This is a genomic window from Micrococcus lylae, assembly GCF_900163825.1.
Classification (GTDB): Bacteria; Actinomycetota; Actinomycetes; order Actinomycetales; family Micrococcaceae; genus Micrococcus; species Micrococcus lylae.
Genome location: NZ_FUKP01000050.1, coordinates 1 through 16,169, shown reverse-complemented (window position 1 = coordinate 16,169; position 16,169 = coordinate 1). Strand labels below are relative to the sequence as shown.

The 16,169-nt window shown below is 71.2% G+C and carries 12 protein-coding genes, 2 tRNA genes, 1 other RNA gene and 2 pseudogenes; 8 read left to right on the top strand and 9 right to left on the bottom strand.

The window, feature by feature from the left end; all coding sequences use genetic code 11:
• Positions 1-2: 2 nt before the first annotated feature.
• Positions 3-608, bottom strand: coding sequence for a single-stranded DNA-binding protein (locus FM125_RS12105; protein ID WP_067190178.1), 606 nt, complete (start codon positions 606-608; stop codon positions 3-5).
• Between the two features lie 200 nt (positions 609-808).
• Here FM125_RS12105 and FM125_RS07390 point away from each other — a divergent pair.
• A tRNA-Arg gene (locus tag FM125_RS07390) sits at positions 809-882 on the top strand.
• A 33-nt stretch (positions 883-915) separates the two neighbouring features.
• A complete protein-coding gene (locus FM125_RS07385) occupies positions 916-2,418 on the top strand; it encodes a DUF2079 domain-containing protein (RefSeq protein ID WP_245829887.1) in 1,503 nt (500 codons plus the stop codon).
• Between the two features lie 172 nt (positions 2,419-2,590).
• On the opposite strand, the gene FM125_RS07380 is transcribed toward FM125_RS07385, so the two are convergent.
• The 3 genes from FM125_RS07380 to mptB (FM125_RS07370) are packed head-to-tail and all read right to left on the bottom strand — an operon-like array spanning position 2,591 to position 7,418.
• Entirely contained in the window at positions 2,591-3,964 is a 1,374-nt protein-coding gene (locus FM125_RS07380; protein WP_087134157.1) for a glycosyltransferase family 87 protein, read from the bottom strand.
• Positions 3,961-5,766, bottom strand: coding sequence for a polyprenol phosphomannose-dependent alpha 1,6 mannosyltransferase MptB (gene mptB / locus FM125_RS07375; RefSeq protein WP_087134156.1), 1,806 nt, complete (start codon positions 5,764-5,766; stop codon positions 3,961-3,963). The genes FM125_RS07380 and mptB (FM125_RS07375) overlap by 4 nt, the downstream gene beginning before the upstream one ends.
• Positions 5,763-7,418: a polyprenol phosphomannose-dependent alpha 1,6 mannosyltransferase MptB gene (gene mptB, locus FM125_RS07370; RefSeq protein WP_087134155.1), complete on the bottom strand. Its 1,656-nt coding sequence runs from the start codon at positions 7,416-7,418 to the stop codon at positions 5,763-5,765. Before mptB (FM125_RS07370) ends, mptB (FM125_RS07375) begins: the two co-directional genes overlap by 4 nt.
• A 165-nt stretch (positions 7,419-7,583) precedes the next feature.
• Between mptB (FM125_RS07370) and orn the strand changes: the two genes are divergently transcribed.
• The 3 genes and pseudogenes from orn to FM125_RS12475 all read left to right on the top strand — a co-directional run.
• A complete protein-coding gene (gene orn, locus FM125_RS07365; RefSeq protein ID WP_087134154.1) occupies positions 7,584-8,222 on the top strand; it encodes an oligoribonuclease in 639 nt (212 codons plus the stop codon).
• Between the two features lie 137 nt (positions 8,223-8,359).
• Positions 8,360-8,435 (top strand) — tRNA-His (locus tag FM125_RS07360).
• 159 nt (positions 8,436-8,594) lie between these two features.
• Positions 8,595-8,690 (top strand): annotated as a pseudogene (locus FM125_RS12475) (antibiotic biosynthesis monooxygenase); the annotation flags it as partial.
• A 26-nt stretch (positions 8,691-8,716) separates the two neighbouring features.
• Here the strand turns inward: FM125_RS12475 and FM125_RS07355 are convergent.
• Both FM125_RS07355 and FM125_RS07350 read right to left on the bottom strand, forming a co-directional pair.
• Positions 8,717-10,435: pseudogene (locus FM125_RS07355) on the bottom strand (heavy metal translocating P-type ATPase); the annotation flags it as partial.
• 197 nt (positions 10,436-10,632) lie between these two features.
• Entirely contained in the window at positions 10,633-10,860 is a 228-nt protein-coding gene (locus FM125_RS07350; RefSeq protein WP_087134153.1) for a heavy-metal-associated domain-containing protein, read from the bottom strand.
• A gap of 166 nt (positions 10,861-11,026) precedes the next feature.
• Between FM125_RS07350 and FM125_RS07345 the strand changes: the two genes are divergently transcribed.
• Together FM125_RS07345 and def are read left to right on the top strand one after the other, a co-directional pair.
• Positions 11,027-11,728, top strand: coding sequence for a Crp/Fnr family transcriptional regulator (locus FM125_RS07345; RefSeq protein ID WP_245829885.1), 702 nt, complete (start codon positions 11,027-11,029; stop codon positions 11,726-11,728).
• A gap of 91 nt (positions 11,729-11,819) precedes the next feature.
• Positions 11,820-12,437 (top strand): peptide deformylase, encoded by a 618-nt coding sequence (gene def, locus FM125_RS07340; RefSeq protein WP_087134152.1) that lies wholly within the window; start codon positions 11,820-11,822, stop codon positions 12,435-12,437.
• A gap of 146 nt (positions 12,438-12,583) precedes the next feature.
• On the opposite strand, the gene FM125_RS07335 is transcribed toward def, so the two are convergent.
• The gene (locus FM125_RS07335; RefSeq protein WP_070639700.1) at positions 12,584-14,029 is read right to left on the bottom strand and encodes a glyceraldehyde-3-phosphate dehydrogenase; all 1,446 of its coding nucleotides are present in this window, start codon (positions 14,027-14,029) and stop codon (positions 12,584-12,586) included.
• A gap of 170 nt (positions 14,030-14,199) precedes the next feature.
• Here FM125_RS07335 and rnpB point away from each other — a divergent pair.
• An RNA gene (gene rnpB, locus FM125_RS07330) (RNase P RNA component class A) lies at positions 14,200-14,586 on the top strand.
• Positions 14,587-14,736: 150 nt separating this feature from the next.
• Here the strand turns inward: rnpB and FM125_RS07325 are convergent.
• Together FM125_RS07325 and FM125_RS07320 are read right to left on the bottom strand one after the other, a co-directional pair.
• The gene (locus FM125_RS07325) at positions 14,737-15,795 is read right to left on the bottom strand and encodes a tyrosine-type recombinase/integrase (RefSeq protein WP_143745281.1); all 1,059 of its coding nucleotides are present in this window, start codon (positions 15,793-15,795) and stop codon (positions 14,737-14,739) included.
• Positions 15,792-16,109 carry a hypothetical protein gene (locus tag FM125_RS07320; protein ID WP_087134150.1) on the bottom strand — a complete coding sequence of 106 codons (318 nt, stop codon included), beginning with the start codon at positions 16,107-16,109 and terminating at the stop codon, positions 15,792-15,794. Before FM125_RS07320 ends, FM125_RS07325 begins: the two co-directional genes overlap by 4 nt.
• Between the last annotated feature and the right edge of the window lie 60 nt (positions 16,110-16,169).

Sequence of the window (16,169 nt, the reverse complement as noted above, 5' to 3'; positions counted from 1 at the left end):
ACTCACGCCCAGCTCGGGGTGCGCTCAGACGCCTCGGCGGCGGCCTCCTCGAACTCCTCCTCGGCCTCCTCACCCCCGGCGTCGCCGGGCACCTCTGCGGACCACGGGTCCGCCAGCGACTCGCCCACACGGGCCAGCTCGCCGGTGTCCGGGTCCACACGATGCCCCTCGGGCACATCGGCCTCGTCGACCTCCTGCGGTTCCCCCGGCTGCCCGGTGCGTACCTGGAAGTCCTGGTCGGCCTGGTGTGCGGAGACCGTCTTGTTGTAGGCGCAGGTGCCGAAGTTCAGGTCCAGCCCGACGGCGTCCGCCACGATGTCCACCGAGGTGCCGGAGCGTTCCTCGGTGGACCAGTCCCGGATGCGCTGGCGTCCGACCACCACGAGCGGGTTGCCCTTCTTCGTGGACTGCAGCACGTTGGTGGCCTGCCGCCCGAAGACGGCCACGTTGTACCAGTTGGTGTGGGCGTCCGCCCAGTGGCCGGCCGCGCGGTCGAAGCGCCGCTCGGTGGTGGCCATGCGGAAGTTGACGACGGTGACGCCGTTCGGTGTGGTGCGCTCGGCCGGGTCGGTGGCGATGCGGCCGCGGAGCGTGATGGTGTCCTGCATGTGCGGATCCCTTTCCGGTGGTGGACCGGCCCGGATGGCCGGCCGCTGGGACCAGTCCACGCGACACGTCTGCCGTGGTGCCACGGCTCACCCCGGTTCTGTGGACGGCTGAGCCGGTCCGGTCGGCTGTGCAGGACAGGAGGGACCCGCGGACGCCGCCGCGGCGTGCCCCGGCGGAGCAGTAGACTGGCCGGTGCCCAGCCCCAGTAGCTCAGCCGGACAGAGCAGCGGCCTTCTAATCCGCCGGTCGGGGGTTCGAATCCCTCCTGGGGCGCTTCCCGTGCACGGCCGACCCCTGAGGAGTCCCTTGCGTTCCCGCCTGAGAGCCGCGCTGACGGCCCCGCACTCCCCCGTTCCCGCGGTGACGGTGTCCCGCGGCCAGTGGATCCAGCTCGGCCTGCTCATGGCGGCCTTCGCGGCACTGTACGTCACGCACTCGTTCCTGCGCTTCGCCGCCTACGAGGCGAAGGGCTACGACCTCGGCATCTTCGACCAGGCCGTCCGCCAGTACGCGATGTTCAAGGCGCCGATCGTCCCGGTCAAGGGCGTGGACTTCAACCTGCTCGGTGACCACTTCCACCCGATCCTCGCGCTGCTCGCGCCGTTCTACTGGATCTGGGACGACCCGCGGATGCTCGGCATCGTGATGGCCCTGTGCCTGGCCGTCACCGCGATCCCGGTCTACCTGTTCGCCCGCCGCCGCACCGGTCACGTCACCGCGATGATCGCCTCCGCGGCCCTGCTGCTGTGGTGGCCGTTCCAGGCGATGGTGAACTGGGACTTCCACGAGATCACCCTCGGCGTGCCGATCATGGCCTGGCTCATCTGGGCCCTGGACGGTCACCGGGCCTGGCTCGCCACGGCGCTGGCCGTCGGCCTCCTGTCCGTCCGCGAGGACATGGGCATCACCCTGGTGGCGATCGCCCTGGTGATGGCGATCCGCCGCCACTGGTGGCCGGCGCTCGTCACCTTCGTGTCCGGCCTGGTCGGCTACTGGTTCGCCACCTCGGTGGTGATCCCGCACTTCTCCCCCACCGGCGCGTTCGGATACTGGCAGTTCACGGCCCTCGGCCCGGACATGGGCAGCTCGGTGACGTTCCTGCTCACCCAGCCCTGGAACGCCGTCGCCGTGCTGTTCGACCACCCGCTGAAGGTCGCCCTGTGGCTGCTGCACTTCGTGCCGCTGCTCCTGCTGCCGCTGCTCAGCCCGGTGACGCTCATGGCGTTGCCGATCATCTGCTCCCGCCTGTTCAACGACCGCCTCAACGTCTGGTCCCCCGTCTACCAGTACGACGCGATCCTCGCGCCGATCCTGCTGATGGCCGCGATCGAGGTCGCCGCCCGCCTCGGCCTGCGCTGGCCCAAGGTCTCTAGGCTCCCCACGGCAGTGGCCTCGGTCCTGCTGGCCTCCGGACTGGTCGGCACCGCCTTCTTCCCCCAGGTGTTCCCGTTCCACCGCACGCTCACCGGCGAGCTGCACCTGCGCCAGCACGGCCAGGACCTCGCCCACGCCGTCTCCCTCATCCCGGACGGCGTCTGCGTGGAGGCGGCCGACAACGCCGTCCCCCACCTGACCACCCGCACCTATGTGGGCCTGCACGGGGACATCGGCGACGAGCTGTCCACCTGGATGATCGTGGACACCAAGGTCGACGAGCTCGGCGGCTGGGACCCGCTCACCCCGGACCAGGCCCTCGAGCGCGCCGAGCGCCTGGGCTTCACCGAGGTCTGGCACGAGCGGGACGTGGTCGTCCTCGAGAAGAAGGGCGCCCCTGTCAGCCCGGTCTGCTCGGACTACCTGGAGCGCTGAGCCTGCGGCGCCCGCCGTGCGCCGCAGGCCCGGCGGCCGGGTGACGTCCGTGGCGCAGCCCCGCCCCGCGGTGCCCCTCCTGGACCACGACGGCGGTGGCCCACCTCCTCCAGGAGGTGGGCCACCGCCGTCGTGAAGGGTGTGGGTGTGGCCCCGTGGGCGCCTCCGCCCGTCAGCGCACCGCGGGCTCCCGGCGTTCCGTGCGGACGGGGCCGCGACCGGCAGGCGGAAGCAGGAAGCGGTCCGGGTGGTCGGCGAAGACGCCGTCGCCCGGGTCCGCGTAGCGGCCGTCCCCGGCGTCCGGGGCGAGCCCGGCACGCACCGGGTCTCGCTCGGGGTCGAGGATGTCCTTGACCACGGTCACGCAGATCCAGATGACCGCGGCCATGTGCAGGACGATGCCGGAGCCGTACCAGAGCGGGATCCACAGCGCGTCCTGGCCGAAGGCGCCGGAGGAGGTGATGCGGGCCGACTCCATCCAGACGCCGCCCCAGTGGTAGACCTCGATCGCCTGCCAGACCCAGAAGGTCTTCCAGCGCGGGCTGGCGAGCACGACGAGCGGGATCAGCCACATCACGAACTGCGGCGAGTACACCTTGCCGAGCAGGATGAACGAGGCCACGATCAGCAGGCACAGCTGGGCCATCCGCGGACGGTGGCGGCTGGACAGGCCCAGGTAGGCCACGCCGGCGCAGCAGAGGGCGAACAGGCCGTTGGAGATCAGGGAGAAGGTCTCGCCGGACCAGCCGGTCCAGGTGAAGGCGAGCCACAGGGAGGAGAACGAGACGGGCCGGTCGCCGGAGAACGTGTAGAAGCGGGACCACTGGTCGAAGGCGGTGAGCATGAACGGGACGTTCACGGCCAGCCAGGTGAGCACGCCCACGGCGAGGGTGGTGAAGAACCTCCCTAGCTTCAGGGTGCGGATCGCCAGGACGAGGATCGCGCCGAGGAAGAACAGCGGGTAGAGCTTCATCGCCGCGCCGAGGCCCAGCAGCACGCCGGAGAGCACGGTGCGGCCGTTCGACCAGGTCCACAGGGCCAGGGCGGCGAGCATGACCGCCCAGAGGTCCCAGTTGAGCATCGAGGTCAGCACGATGCCCGGGGCGAGGGCCACCAGGAGGGCGTCCTTGGAGCGGTGGCCTGCGGTGAAGGCCGTGGCGACCACGACGACGATCCAGCACAGCACCACCCCGAGCGCGTTGACGTCGAAGTAGGTGACCGTGCGCTCGGCCACGGAGCCGTCTGCCGGCACGAGCCAGCTCGTCACCCCCGCGACGACCGCCAGCAGCGCCGGGTACTCCATCCACTGGTCCTCAGGCAGCGGCGTGTAGAACGGGAAGTAGCCGTCGGCGAGGCCGCGCGTGGGGTACAGCTGAGCGAAGTCCGAGTAGCACATGTGCAGGTGCACATCCGGCACGCCCCAGCCGTTCAGGCGGCACCACTGTTTGGACAGGAACGCCGCGACGGCGGCCAGCAGCGTGAGACCGACCAGCACGGCGATCCACTTCGACCGTGGAGCGGTCTGTCCGGCGACGGAATGGCTCACTGGGGACTCCTGGGAAGGGGACGGGAAGCGGGACCGGAGTCGGTCCGGTTCGAGGCTATCGCGGGGGCGAGGCGGACGACGTCGGCGGCGCGGTGTGCCGGGGTGGGCTCTGCCTCAGGCTCGATCAGCTCGGCCTGCCGGCGGCGGCCCGGGAAGAGCCGTCGCGTGTGCGGGTCGAGCCAGACCAGCCACACGATCATGGCCAGGCAGAGCACCGCCGTACAGAGGCGCACCACGGTCAGCGGCACCCAGTTCGCCACAGCGAGCTGGTCCACCGCCCCCACGGCGGTGAGGGCGAGGACCAGGGCGATGTTCACCCAGCCGAGCCAGCGCGGGTGGTTGTTGCGTCCCGGCAGCGCGCAGGCCGCCAGGGGCAGCACCCAGAGCAGGTACCAGGGCTGGACGATCGGGGCCAGCACGATGGCCACGAGCAGCACCGAGGCGGAGGTGGCGATGGGGTCGGCGGCGCGGGGACGCAGGGCACACCAGGCCGTGTAGGCCAGCGTCGCCGCCGTTCCGGCGGTGTAGAACCAGCCGGCGGCCTGCCGGGCGGGCACGGCGGTGACCACGTCCACGAGCGCGCCGAAGCCGAGGCCGAGCAGTCCGAAGGGCGCATACGGGAAGGCGGCGTCGCCGCTGGTGAGCATCGCCTGGACCCACCCGAAGCCCAGGCCGGTGGCCGCGCCGATCGCCGCGAGGACGGCCAGGGCGGCAGCACCGGTGGTGAGCCAGGGGCCGATGCGGCGGCGCAGGCTCAGGCCGGTTCCGTCCCGGAAAGGCCTCCAGCCGGCCGGCAGCAGCAGGGCCGCGAAGGGCAGCACGAGCGCCGTGAGCGGCTTGATGGCGACGGACAGCACGATGAGCAGGATCCCTGCGAGGGCGGGGAGACGGCGGCGGGGCTCGCGCACCAGCAGCACGAATCCGGCGAGCATGAGGCCGATCATCAGGGCGTCGTTGTGGACGCCGGCGACCATGTACAGCAGGAAGAGGGGGTTGGCCACCACGAGCCACACCGCCCAGTCCGGGTTCCGTCCGGCCGCCTCGGCCAGGCGCGGCACGGCCCAGAGGCACAGTGCCAGTCCGGCCACGGCAATGGTGCGGAACAGGAGGACCGCGACGTCCGGGATGCCGGCGCTGAGGCGCCAGATGGCCTCGCCCATGCCGAGGAACAGCGGCCCGTAGGGGCTCGGCGACTCCGCCCAGATGGAGTCCGCGCCGTACATGAACCAGCCGGGCAGCTGGGAGACGCCCTCGGCGTACGGGTCCAGCCCCGCGGCGACCATCCGACCCTGCTGGATGTAGGAGAACACGTCCCGCGAGAAGATCGGCACGCAGACCAGCAGCGGGACCGTCCACCACCAGACCGCCCGGCGGACGGCGATCCCATGGGTGGCCCAGCACCCTGACACCTGCTGGCCCAGCCGCAGCCAGGACCGCACGAGCAGCAGACAGCCCACGGCGAGGACCAGGGCGAACGGCAGCGCCGTGGACAGGTCCAGCCGGACCAGCTGGAAGGAGCGCACCCGGGCGAGGAACGACTCGGGCACGGAGGGCATCCATCCCACGCCGAGGGAGCCGATCACCACGAGCACCGAGGCGAGCACGCCCTGACGCAGCGCGGCGTAGGGGTCACGGTCGTGGGACGGCAGGAACCAGCCCACCACCGCCAGCCGGCAGAGGCGGCGACGCAGCCGGTGCAACGTCCTGCCGAGCCCTCCGGCCGGGGGCTCGTGCGCGGGTGCCTGCCGGCCGCCGGCCCGCGGGGACGTGCCGACCGGGCCGGGGTGCTGCGCAGAGGTCATCGTTCGTCGCCTGAACGACCCTGCACCTCGTGCGGCTCGGCGGATCGGCTGCCGAACAGGGCCGCCAGCGCCGGGCGCACGTGCCAGTCGTCCTTCACGAAGCGTGACGTCTTGCGGTCGACCACGAGGATCCACCCCAGGCAGATCACCGAGACCAGCAGGGAGAGGTGCTCGACGTCCTGGGCGATGTCCAGGAACTGCCAGGTGAACAGCTGGTCCGAGGCGCCGAAGGCCAGGAAGTAGCCCACGGTGAAGACGACCCACTTGATCTGCCAGTTGTCCCTCAGGCCGATCACGGCGAAGAACGGGAGCAGCCAGAGCAGGTACCAGGGCTGGATGATGGGCGAGAACACCACCAGGGCGGTGAAGGCCCACGTCATGCGCTCCATGACCCGATCCTGCCGGCCGACGAACATGAGGATCACAACGACGATCACCGAGATGATGCGGCCCACCCGCTTGTACGTGTCCTCCACACCGGAGGTGTCCCAGTCCATCAGGCCGAACACGCCCTGGGTGATGTCGTTGAGGATGCCGATCGGCGACCACGGGACGGTGCCCGTGCCGGTGCCGAGCATGACCTCGAGCCACCCGAAGCCGAAGCCGTTCAGCCGGCCGACGACGACCATGATGCCGAAGGCCAGGGCCGCGGTGATGCCCCACATCACGAAGCGCCGTATCCAGCCGGCCGCCGGACCGGCCCAGAGCAGGGCGATGAACGGCAGGAGCACCATGGTGATCGGCTTGATGCCGATCGACAGTGTGGTCAGCACGACGGCCCCGACCCCCCAGGCGGCCGAGATGACCGGCCCCTCGGCGGGCCGCGGCCTACCGGCGCGCAGCGCACAGTAGGTTCCGGCCAGGGCCAGGCCCACCATCAGGGCGTCGTTGTGGCCGGAGGCGACGAAGGAGATCGTGAACAGCGGATTGGCCGCCGTGATCCATACGGCCCAGGCCCCGTTGACCTGACGCTCTCGGCACAGCAGGGGGACGAAGACGAGGATCAGCACCACACCGGCGACGGCGGCGAGGCGGAAGAGGAAGATCGCCAGGTCCGGGTTGTCCGGGCCGGTCGCGGCCACGACCGCCTCCTCGATCCAGAGGAACACGGGACCGTAGGGGGTGCCGTCGTTGGCCCAGGTGGCGTCCGTGCCCAGCTGGAACCAGTTGGAGAGGGAGGAGATGCCGTCGGTGTAGGGGTCCTGGCCGGCGACCATGAGCCGCCCCTGCCCCACATAGGCGAAGATGTCACGGCTGAAGATCGGCAGCGCCAGCAGCTGCGGCAGGCACCACAGGACCGTGGCGACGTTCACCGTCCTGAGCGCTCCGTGGCCGAACGGCCGGGTCACCTGGCCCAGCCGCAGGCAGGCCCAGAACATCACCCAGCAGCCGAGGGTGAGCAGGACGGTGCCGAGCATGACCCCGCTCTCCTGCGTGCGGTACGGGATGAGCCACTGCCAGCGGTTGATCGGGGAGGTGGAGGCGAGCCAGCCGACGGAGAACGACCCCAGCACCAGCAGCAGGGAGCCGAGCGTGCCCGCGACGAGCGGGGTCGCGGTCCAGCCGCCCACCTTCGGATCGACGCGGAACCCGCCGATGCCCACATACTCCGGCGCGTTCGCGTCGCGCGCGGGCGGCGTCGGCACGTTCATGTGGCGGCTCCTCCTCCGGGGCACCCCTGCGGCGGGGCTCACGTGGGTCCCGTTCCCACCGGCAGTCCGGGTCGGGCGTCTACGGGGCACGAATCTACCATCGAGGCCCCCTCGAGCACGCTGGACTGCCACGGAGACGGTGGCGGCAAGAGTAGGGTGTGAGCCGTGACCGAGACAACGAAGAACGCTGACGCCCACGCTCCGCTGGTCTGGATCGACTGCGAGATGACCGGCCTGGATCCGGTGGTCGACGACCTCGTGGAGGTCGCGGTGCTGATCACGGACTCCGAGCTGAACATCCTGGACGAGGGGATCGACCTTGTGATCCGGCCCTCGGCCGAGGCCCTGGCGCAGATGGACCCGTTCGTGCGAGACATGCACACCACCTCGGGGCTCATCCGCGAGTTCGACTCCGGCCTCGCCCTCGAGGACGCCGCGGCGCAGGTGCTGGAGTACATCACCGCCCGCGTGCCGGAGCCGCGCAAGGCCCTGCTCGCCGGCAACTCGGTGGGCCAGGACAAGCTGTTCCTCTCCGCCTCCATGCCGAAGGTCGTGGAGCACCTGCACTACCGGATCGTGGACGTCTCCACCGTCAAGGAGCTGGCCCGCCGCTGGTACCCCCGCGCCTACTACCAGGCTCCGGCGAAGACCGGCGGCCACCGTGCCCTCGGGGACATCCGCGACTCCATCCAGGAGCTGCGCTACTACCGCCGCGCCGTGATGGCCGCCCCGCCGGGGCCGAGCACCGACGAGGCCCACCGGATCTCCCGCGAGGTCACCCGGGAAGGCCAGGCCGGCATCTGACCGGCGACGGCGGCCCCGCACCTCGCTCACGCCTCGATGCGTGAGCGGTGTCACCGCCGGAATGGTCATGATCGGCTGCCGAGTGTGTGTATAGTTGAACGCGCTGCTCCGAGCGCTCCACCGCTCGGGGACGCATGGTGGGCGTAGCTCAGTCGGCAGAGCGTCTGGTTGTGGTCCAGAAGGTCGCGGGTTCAATCCCCGTCGCTCACCCCATGCGGAAGGCCCCGGAATCCTGCGGATTCCGGGGCCTTCCTCGTCTGCCCGAGCGGGCTGCGGTGCCCCTGCGCGCCGTCGGGTGATCGTGGGGCCGGCCCGGTCCCGCGTGGCCGGGCATCGAGGCGGCCGGTGACGGAGCGCTGGCGGGACGGGCGCTTGCCCGCCGCTCACGCCGCCGAGCGGGGCGGCCGCCCGGCGCCGGTCGCCACGGGCGCCGACCTGCTCGAGTTCGAGGTCGTGGACCTGGGCTGATCCCGGCGCCGCAGCAGGCGCATCGCGTTCACGATGACCAGCAGGACCGATGCCTCGTGCACGAGCATGCCGAGGGCCATCGTGACGCCGCCGGCGAAGACGCCGGCTAGCAGGGCCGCGACGGTCACGAGGGAGATCGCGATGTTCTGCCGCATCACCCGCACCGTGCGCCGGGCCAGATTGAGGGCCTGCGGCAGCCGCTCGAGCCGGTCGCCCATCAGGGCGATGTCCGCGGTCTCGATGGCCACACCGGAGCCGGCCGCGCCCATGGCCACGCCGATGTCCGCCGTCGCCAGGGCCGGGGCGTCGTTGACGCCGTCACCGACCATCGCGACGACGCGGCCCTCGGCCTGCAGGGCCTCGATCGCCTCGAGCTTGTCCTGGGGCAGCAGGCCCGCCCGCACGTGGTCGACGCCCACCTGCCGGGCCACGGCCTGCGCGACGCCGGGCTGGTCGCCGGTCAGCATCACGACCTCGCGGACGCCGATGCCGTGCAGCGCCCGGATCATGCCCGCGGCTTCGGGCCGGACGGTGTCTGCGACAGCGAGGACGCCGAGCGGGACACCGTCGACGACGACCGCCGCCGGGGTCCGGCCCGCCTCCGCCAGCTCGGCCGCGACGGTCTCGACCCGGTCGGTCGCGGCCGGATCCACGCCGCGCTCGCGCAGCAGCGCCACGTTGCCCACGGCGACGACGCGGCCGTCCACCTCTCCGGTGAGCCCGCGGCCGAGGACGACGTCCACATCGGTGGCCAGCGGGCCGTCCAGCAGGCCGCGGTCCCGGCCCGCCGCGACGACCGGCGCGGCCAGCGGGTGGTCCGAGGCCGCCTCGAGCCGTGCGGCCCAGCGCAGCACCTCGTCCTCGGCCCCGGGCTCGAACGCGACGACGTCTGTCAGCTCGGGGGTGCCCGAGGTGAGGGTGCCGGTCTTGTCGACGGCGACGGCGTCGACCTTCGCGGAGCGCTCGAGGAACTCCCCTCCCTTGATGAGCACGCCGTCCCTGGCGCCGCGGCCGATCCCCGCCACAATCGCGACCGGGATGGAGATCACGAGGGCGCCCGGGCAGCCGATGACCAGCAGGGTCAGGGCCAGGGGGACGTCCCGCGTGATCAGACCGGTCGCGAAGGCCAGCACCATGATCGCCGGGGTGTACCAGCGGGAGAAGCGGTCCATGAACCGCTGGGTCCGAGCGCGGGCCTCCTGGGCCGCCTCGACGCGGTGGATGATGCGCGCCAGGGTGGTGTCGGCGCCCACGCCCCGCGCCTCCACCTGCAGCAGGCCTGCCGTGGCCACGGTGCCCGCGTACACGGCGTCGCCGTCGGTCTTCTCCGCCGGGATGGACTCGCCCGTGATGGATGCCTCGTCCACGGCGCCGGCCCCGGTGAGCACCACGCCGTCCACGGGCACCCGGGCGCCGGCCTTGACGAGGACGGTCGCGCCGGGGGCCACCTCGTGGGCGGGCACGGTGCGCTGCGTCCCGTCTGGGTCCACGACGACGGCGGTCTCGGGCGCCGTGGACACGAGGTCCGCGAGCGCCGAGCGAGTCTGAGACAGGGTCGCGTCCTCGAGGCCGTGGCCGAGGGCGAAGAGGAAGGTCACGGCGGCGGCCTCCCAGAAATTGCCGAGCAGAGACGCGCCGATCGCGGCGGTGGCGACGAGCAGGTCGATGCCGACGGTCTTCACCCGCAGGGCGGCGATCGCGTCGCGCGCGATCGGCAGGCCGGCCACGACGGCGGCGGTGAGCATCAGGCCCGCCGCCACGAGGTGTCCGGTCCCGTGGGCCAGCTGCACGGGCGCCAGCACGAGCGAGACGGCGATCAGCAGGCCGGCCACCACGGGACGCCGCCAGCGGCGGGGCAGAGCGAGCCGGGCACGGGTGCGGCCCGGTCGCGTGGGGGCGGAGATGGACATGGCGGACTCCGTTCGTCGGGGGCGGGGCGGTGTCAGAAGGCCGACGGCCGGGCGGTGTAGCCGACCTTGGCGACGGCCTCGACGAGGTCCTGGGCAGTGGTGGTCTGCGGGTCGTGGTCGACCTCGATGCGCTGGGTCTCGAAATGGACCTGCGCACCTCTCACGCCGGGCAGGGCATGGAGGGCCTTCTCGATCTTCCGGACACAGGAGGGGCAGCTGAATCCCTCGGCACGGAGCAGGGTGTGCGTGGTGGCGGTCATGGTCACTCCAGTCGGTCGTCACCGGCGCGGCCGTCGGTGAGGCTGAACGGACCGGGCGGGTGCCGGGTCCGGGTCCCCGTTCCTTCCGGGGATGTCACTGACGCTACGAAGGGGACGGCGGGCTTGCCTTGACCACGGTCAAGGCACCGTGTGGGAGGCTGATGGCGTGCGTATCGACCTTCCCCTCGCCCCCGTGGGTGAACCGGAGCCGTGCGCGGCACGGGTCCCGCTGTTCGCCGGGCTGGACCTGGAACAGCTGCGCCGGGTCTCGGACCTGGCGCGGCCGGTCGTGCTCGAGGCCGGCGAAGCCCTGCACCTCGCCGGCGACCGCACCGACCGCCTGTGCGTCGTGCACAGCGGCCGCCTGGCGCTGACCCTCGGCTCAGCGACCGGCCGGGAACGCGTGGTGCGGATGGTCGAGCCCGGCGACTCCGTGGGCGAGCACGAGTTCCTCACGGGCGAGCCGGCCCGACACGGGGCACGCGCCGTGGTCGCAACGCGCCTGTGCACCTTCTCCCATGCCGAGGTCACCCGACTTCTGGCCGAGTATCCGAGCATCGGCGCACGGGTGATGCGGACGCTGGCCGTTCGCCTGGCCGAGGCCGAACAACGTCTGGCCCGGGAGCGTCAGCCGGTCACCGCGCGGATCGCCGGGCATCTGCTCGGCCTGCCCGCCTCCCGGAACAAGGCCGAGCTCGTCGTGGTGCTGGTCGCGCCGAAGAAGGACGTCGCATCGTTGCTGGGCACCACCCCAGAGGCGTTCAGCCGCGGGCTGCGCCGACTCGCCGACGACGGCCTGATCGCCCTCGAGGGCCCGCGGGTGACGCTGCTGGATCCGGATGCGCTGGAGGCCCTCGCCGCGGAATGACCGCCGTGGTGGTGTCCCCGGCGGTAGGCTGGGGACTCCCCCGTCTCCGACCCACGCAGGCCCGCACCCCGGGCCGGGAAGCGCAAGCACCATGCCCTCCATCCGTCCCATCACCGTCTACGGCGAGCCCGTCCTGCACGAGCGCGCCGCCGAGGTCGAGGTCATCGACGACGAGATCCGCACGCTGATCGAGGACATGTACGTCACCCAGGAGGCGGCCCGCGGCGTCGGCCTGGCCGCCCCGCAGGTCGGCGTGGGGCTGCGCATCTTCACCTGGACCTTCCACGACACCGGCGACGCCCCGAACGTCGGGCACGTGATCAACCCGGTGCTCACCTATCTGTCCAAGGCCTCGCAGGAGGAGCCGGACCGCCACGAGGACTCCGAGGGCTGCCTCTCCGTGCCGGGCCTGTCCTACCCGCTGAAGCGCTCTGACCACGTGCGCCTGACCGGTCAGACGGTGGACGGCGAGCCGATCGACGTCGAGGCCCGCGGCTGGTTCGCGCGCATCATGCAGCACGAGTACGACCACCTCAACGGCACGCTCTACGTCAACCGACTCGGGGGCCGGTGGGCCCGGAAGTGGAAGCGCACCCAGCGCGCCGAGAAGATGAACGTCCCGGGCGTGACCTGGCTGCCCGGCGAGGACCGCGACCCCTTCGGCCACGACGACGTGGACGCAGACGAGGTGACCGGACAGGCGGACTGAGCCGACCGTCGTCGGCCCCTCCCCCGACGACGGCGCCGGCCTCCTCCAGGCCGCCCTCCGCCGGTGACGACTCACCGCAGACAGACGAAGGCCCCGCCCGGGACGACGGGCGGGGCCTTCGTGTCAGCCGTTCAGGCGCTCAGGCGTCAGGCCTTCGGGAAGGACGGCACGTCCTGGCCGGCCATCTTCTCGACGACGCGGACCACCTGGTGCGAGTAGCCGTACTCGTTGTCGTACCAGACGTAGAGGATGGCGTTCTTGCCCTCGTTGTTCACGAGGGTGGCGAGGCCGTCCACCACACCGGCGCGGTCCGAGCCGACGAAGTCGGTGGACACGACCTCCGGGGAGTCCACGTAGCCGATCTGGCCGCGCAGCTCACCGGTGAGGGACTCCCGCTGCAGGCGGGAGTTCAGCTCCTCCACCGAGGTCGGCCTGTCCAGGGCCAGGTTGATGATGGCCATGGACACGTCCGGAGTGGGGACGCGGATGGCGTTGCCGGAGAGCTTGCCGGCCAGCTCCGGCAGGGCCTTGGCCACGGCCTTGGCCGCTCCGGTCTCGGTGATCACCATGTTCATGCCGGCGGCCCGGCCTCGGCGGGCACCCTTGTGGAAGTTGTCCACGAGGTTCTGGTCGTTGGTGTAGGCGTGCACGGTCTCCACGTGGCCGTGGTCGATGCCGTACTCGTCGTTGACGACCTTGAGCACCGGGGTGATCCCGTTGGTGGTGCAGGAGGCGGCGGACACGATGGTGTCGGCGTCCTCGATGGTGTCCGAGTTCACGCCGAACACGATGTTCTTCATGTCGCCCTTGCCCGGGGCGGTGAGCAGGACCTTCTTGGTGCCGGTGGCCTGCAGGTGCTGGGACAGCCCCTCGACGTCGCGCCAGCGGCCGGTGTTGTCGACGACCAGGGCGTCCTTGATGCCGTACACGGTGTAGTCGACCGTGGTCGGGTCGGACGAGTAGATGACCTGGATCTCGGTGCCGTTGGCGGTGATGACGTTGCGGTCCTCGTCCACCACGATGGTGCCGTCGAACGGGCCGTGGATGGAGTCGCGGCGCAGCAGGGAGGCGCGCTTGATCAGGTCGTCGTCCGAGTTCTTGCGGACCACGATGGCGCGCAGGCGCAGCTTGGAGCCGCCGCCGGCATGGGACAGGAGGATGCGGGCCAGCAGTCGTCCGATGCGGCCGAAGCCGTAGAGCACCACGTCCTGGGTCTCGCCGAGGCCCTCGCCCCCCTTGCCCTTGACGTCGGCGAACTCGGCGTCGAGGAAGGACTGGACGTCCTGGCCGGACTCCTTCTGCTTGCGGGCCAGCTTGGCGAGGTCCACGGTGGCCGCGCCCAGGTCCATGGCGGCCATGGCCTCGACCAGCGGGTAGGTGGCCTCGACGGACAGCGGCTCGTTCTCCACGCGGCGGGCGTAGCGGTGGGCCTTGATGATGTCGATGACGCCGCGGTGGACGAGGGAGCGGCCGTAGATGCTGGTCACCACGTTGTTGTCGCGGTACAGGGTGCCGAGCAGCGGCACCATCTTCTCGGCGAGCTGCTCCTGGGTGTTCCACTCGGGAGTCTGGGTCGAGGCGTTGTCTGCCACGGTGGTCCTTCCTTGGATGCCGGTGCGGGCAAGCGCGGGCGCTTGGACCCGATCCACGTCGTCGTTGACTGCGGACGGGCCTCATTCTAGGGGGTGCGGACGCCCTCGGGCAGGGAACGGCCGCGTGGGCGGTGGTGATGCTCCGCACGCGGGTAGACTCTCGGCTCGGGACGGACCGGTGGACGGCCGCGGCCCGCACCGTCCACGGTGCGGGGTGAGGAACGTCCGGGCACCACAGGGCTGGATGGTGGGCAACACCCACTCGGGGCGACCCGCAGGCCAGTGCCACAGAGAGAAGACCGCCTCCGCTGCTCGCAGCGGGGGTAAGGGTGAAAGGGTGGTGTAAGAGACCACCAGCGGCCCCGGTGACGGGGCCGGCTCGGTAAACCCCATCCGGTGCAAGGCCGAACAGGACGCGTCACGAGGGCTGCCCGCCCCAGCGTCCGGGTTGGCCGCTCGAGCCCGTCGGCGACGGCGGGCCTAGACAGATGGCCGTCGCTGCGTTCCAGGGCAACCGACGCGCAGAACAGAACCCGGCGTACAGCCGGTCCGTCCCCTCGCCCACCAACATCACACCTGCACCAGGCCGCGGAATCCGCGCCCGCATGCGGGAAACCAGCCGCGGCCGCCCTCACCCCAGATACGGTCACTTGTGGTCAGATACGGTCGCCTGTGGTGTCCCAACCGGAACAGAACCGGAACAGCAGCTACCTGACCAGCCCGTCTGCCATGTCTGCCAGAAGCGCATCGTCAGCAGGCATTACGTGGGCGTAAGTCGCCAGCGTCTCCGTCGCGTCCTTGTGACCGAGACGCCGGGACACCGCCACCACCGACGCCCCACCTGAGAGCAGGACCGAGGCGTGATGGTGCCGCAACAGGTGCCAGCCTCCCGGCCCCATCCAGGAGAGCTTGCCCCGCACGTCGTCCCACACGTCATACAGCCGGTGACGCGACCACCCACCACGGTGATGGAACAACCGGCCCTCACCGTCGGCGTCCTCAACCAGCCGGCCCAACACGTCCACGGTCGCCGGGCCGACGGTCACCACCCGCCGTGACGCCGCCGTCTTCAGCGGCCCCCACGTGGACACCGTTTCCCCGATCTGCCGGTCCACCAGGACCGTCCCCGCCTCCAGGTTCACCCGGTCAGCGGTCAGCCCACGCCACTCCCCCGGACGTAGCCCCGTCGCCGCCGCCACCAGCACCGCATCACGCGCCCACGGTGCAATCGTGTCTGCGATCTGCTGCACCTGCCCCACCGTCAACACCTCCACCGGCTCCGACGGCAACGCGGGCAGGCGGATACGCACCGCCGGAGACACCGGGATGATGCCCTCGAGGACCGCCTCACGCAGCATGGACGACAAGTACCGGTAGGACAGCCGCACCGTGGCCGGAGCAAGCTCCTTGTCTGTCCAGGCGAGAACGGCGTCCTGCACGTCGGCGCGGGTCAGCGAGTCCAGGCGGCGGCCGCCGAGGACCGGGATGATGTCGCCCTCGACACGGAGCCTGATCGTCTCCCGCGATCGGCCCCGCTGGTGCACTTGTCGTGCCTGCCAGGTGGCCGCCCACTCCGCGACCGTGACCGGGACGGTGGCCGCGGCGTCCGCGTGAGCCCAGGCGGTGGCGGCGTCCTTGGTGCGGAACGTGCGCGTGACCTCTCCGCCACGCCCGTCAGTCCTCACCGCCTTCCACCTGTTGCCCTTCCCGTATCGGGCGGTCCTTGTGCGGTCACGCCGCAGCCACAGGTCGACGACCCGGCTCACTGGTCGGTGAAGTCCGCGGTGCCGGTGAACTCGTCCCCGTCGAACGTCACATCGCAGGTGTAGGACATGACGTTCACCCCTCCGAACCCGTTCTTCGCCCGCACCGTGCCGGTCGAGGTCCACTTGTCCCCGGACCCGGTCGCGGACTGATCCGAGAACTCCGCGGACGACGGGTCCCGGAGCCTGTCCTTGACGATGGACTCGCAGGACACGTTCGCGAGGTCAGCGTCGGGTGCGTCGTCGCCGCACCCGGTGAGGGTGAGCAGGGTGAGCGGGAGGACGAGGACGGTAAGGGCCTTGCAGGGGCGGTTCATGGGTGTGTCGCGCGTCAGACTTAGTGGCAGGGCCGTTATGTAGGTCCTGAAGGAGAGTCA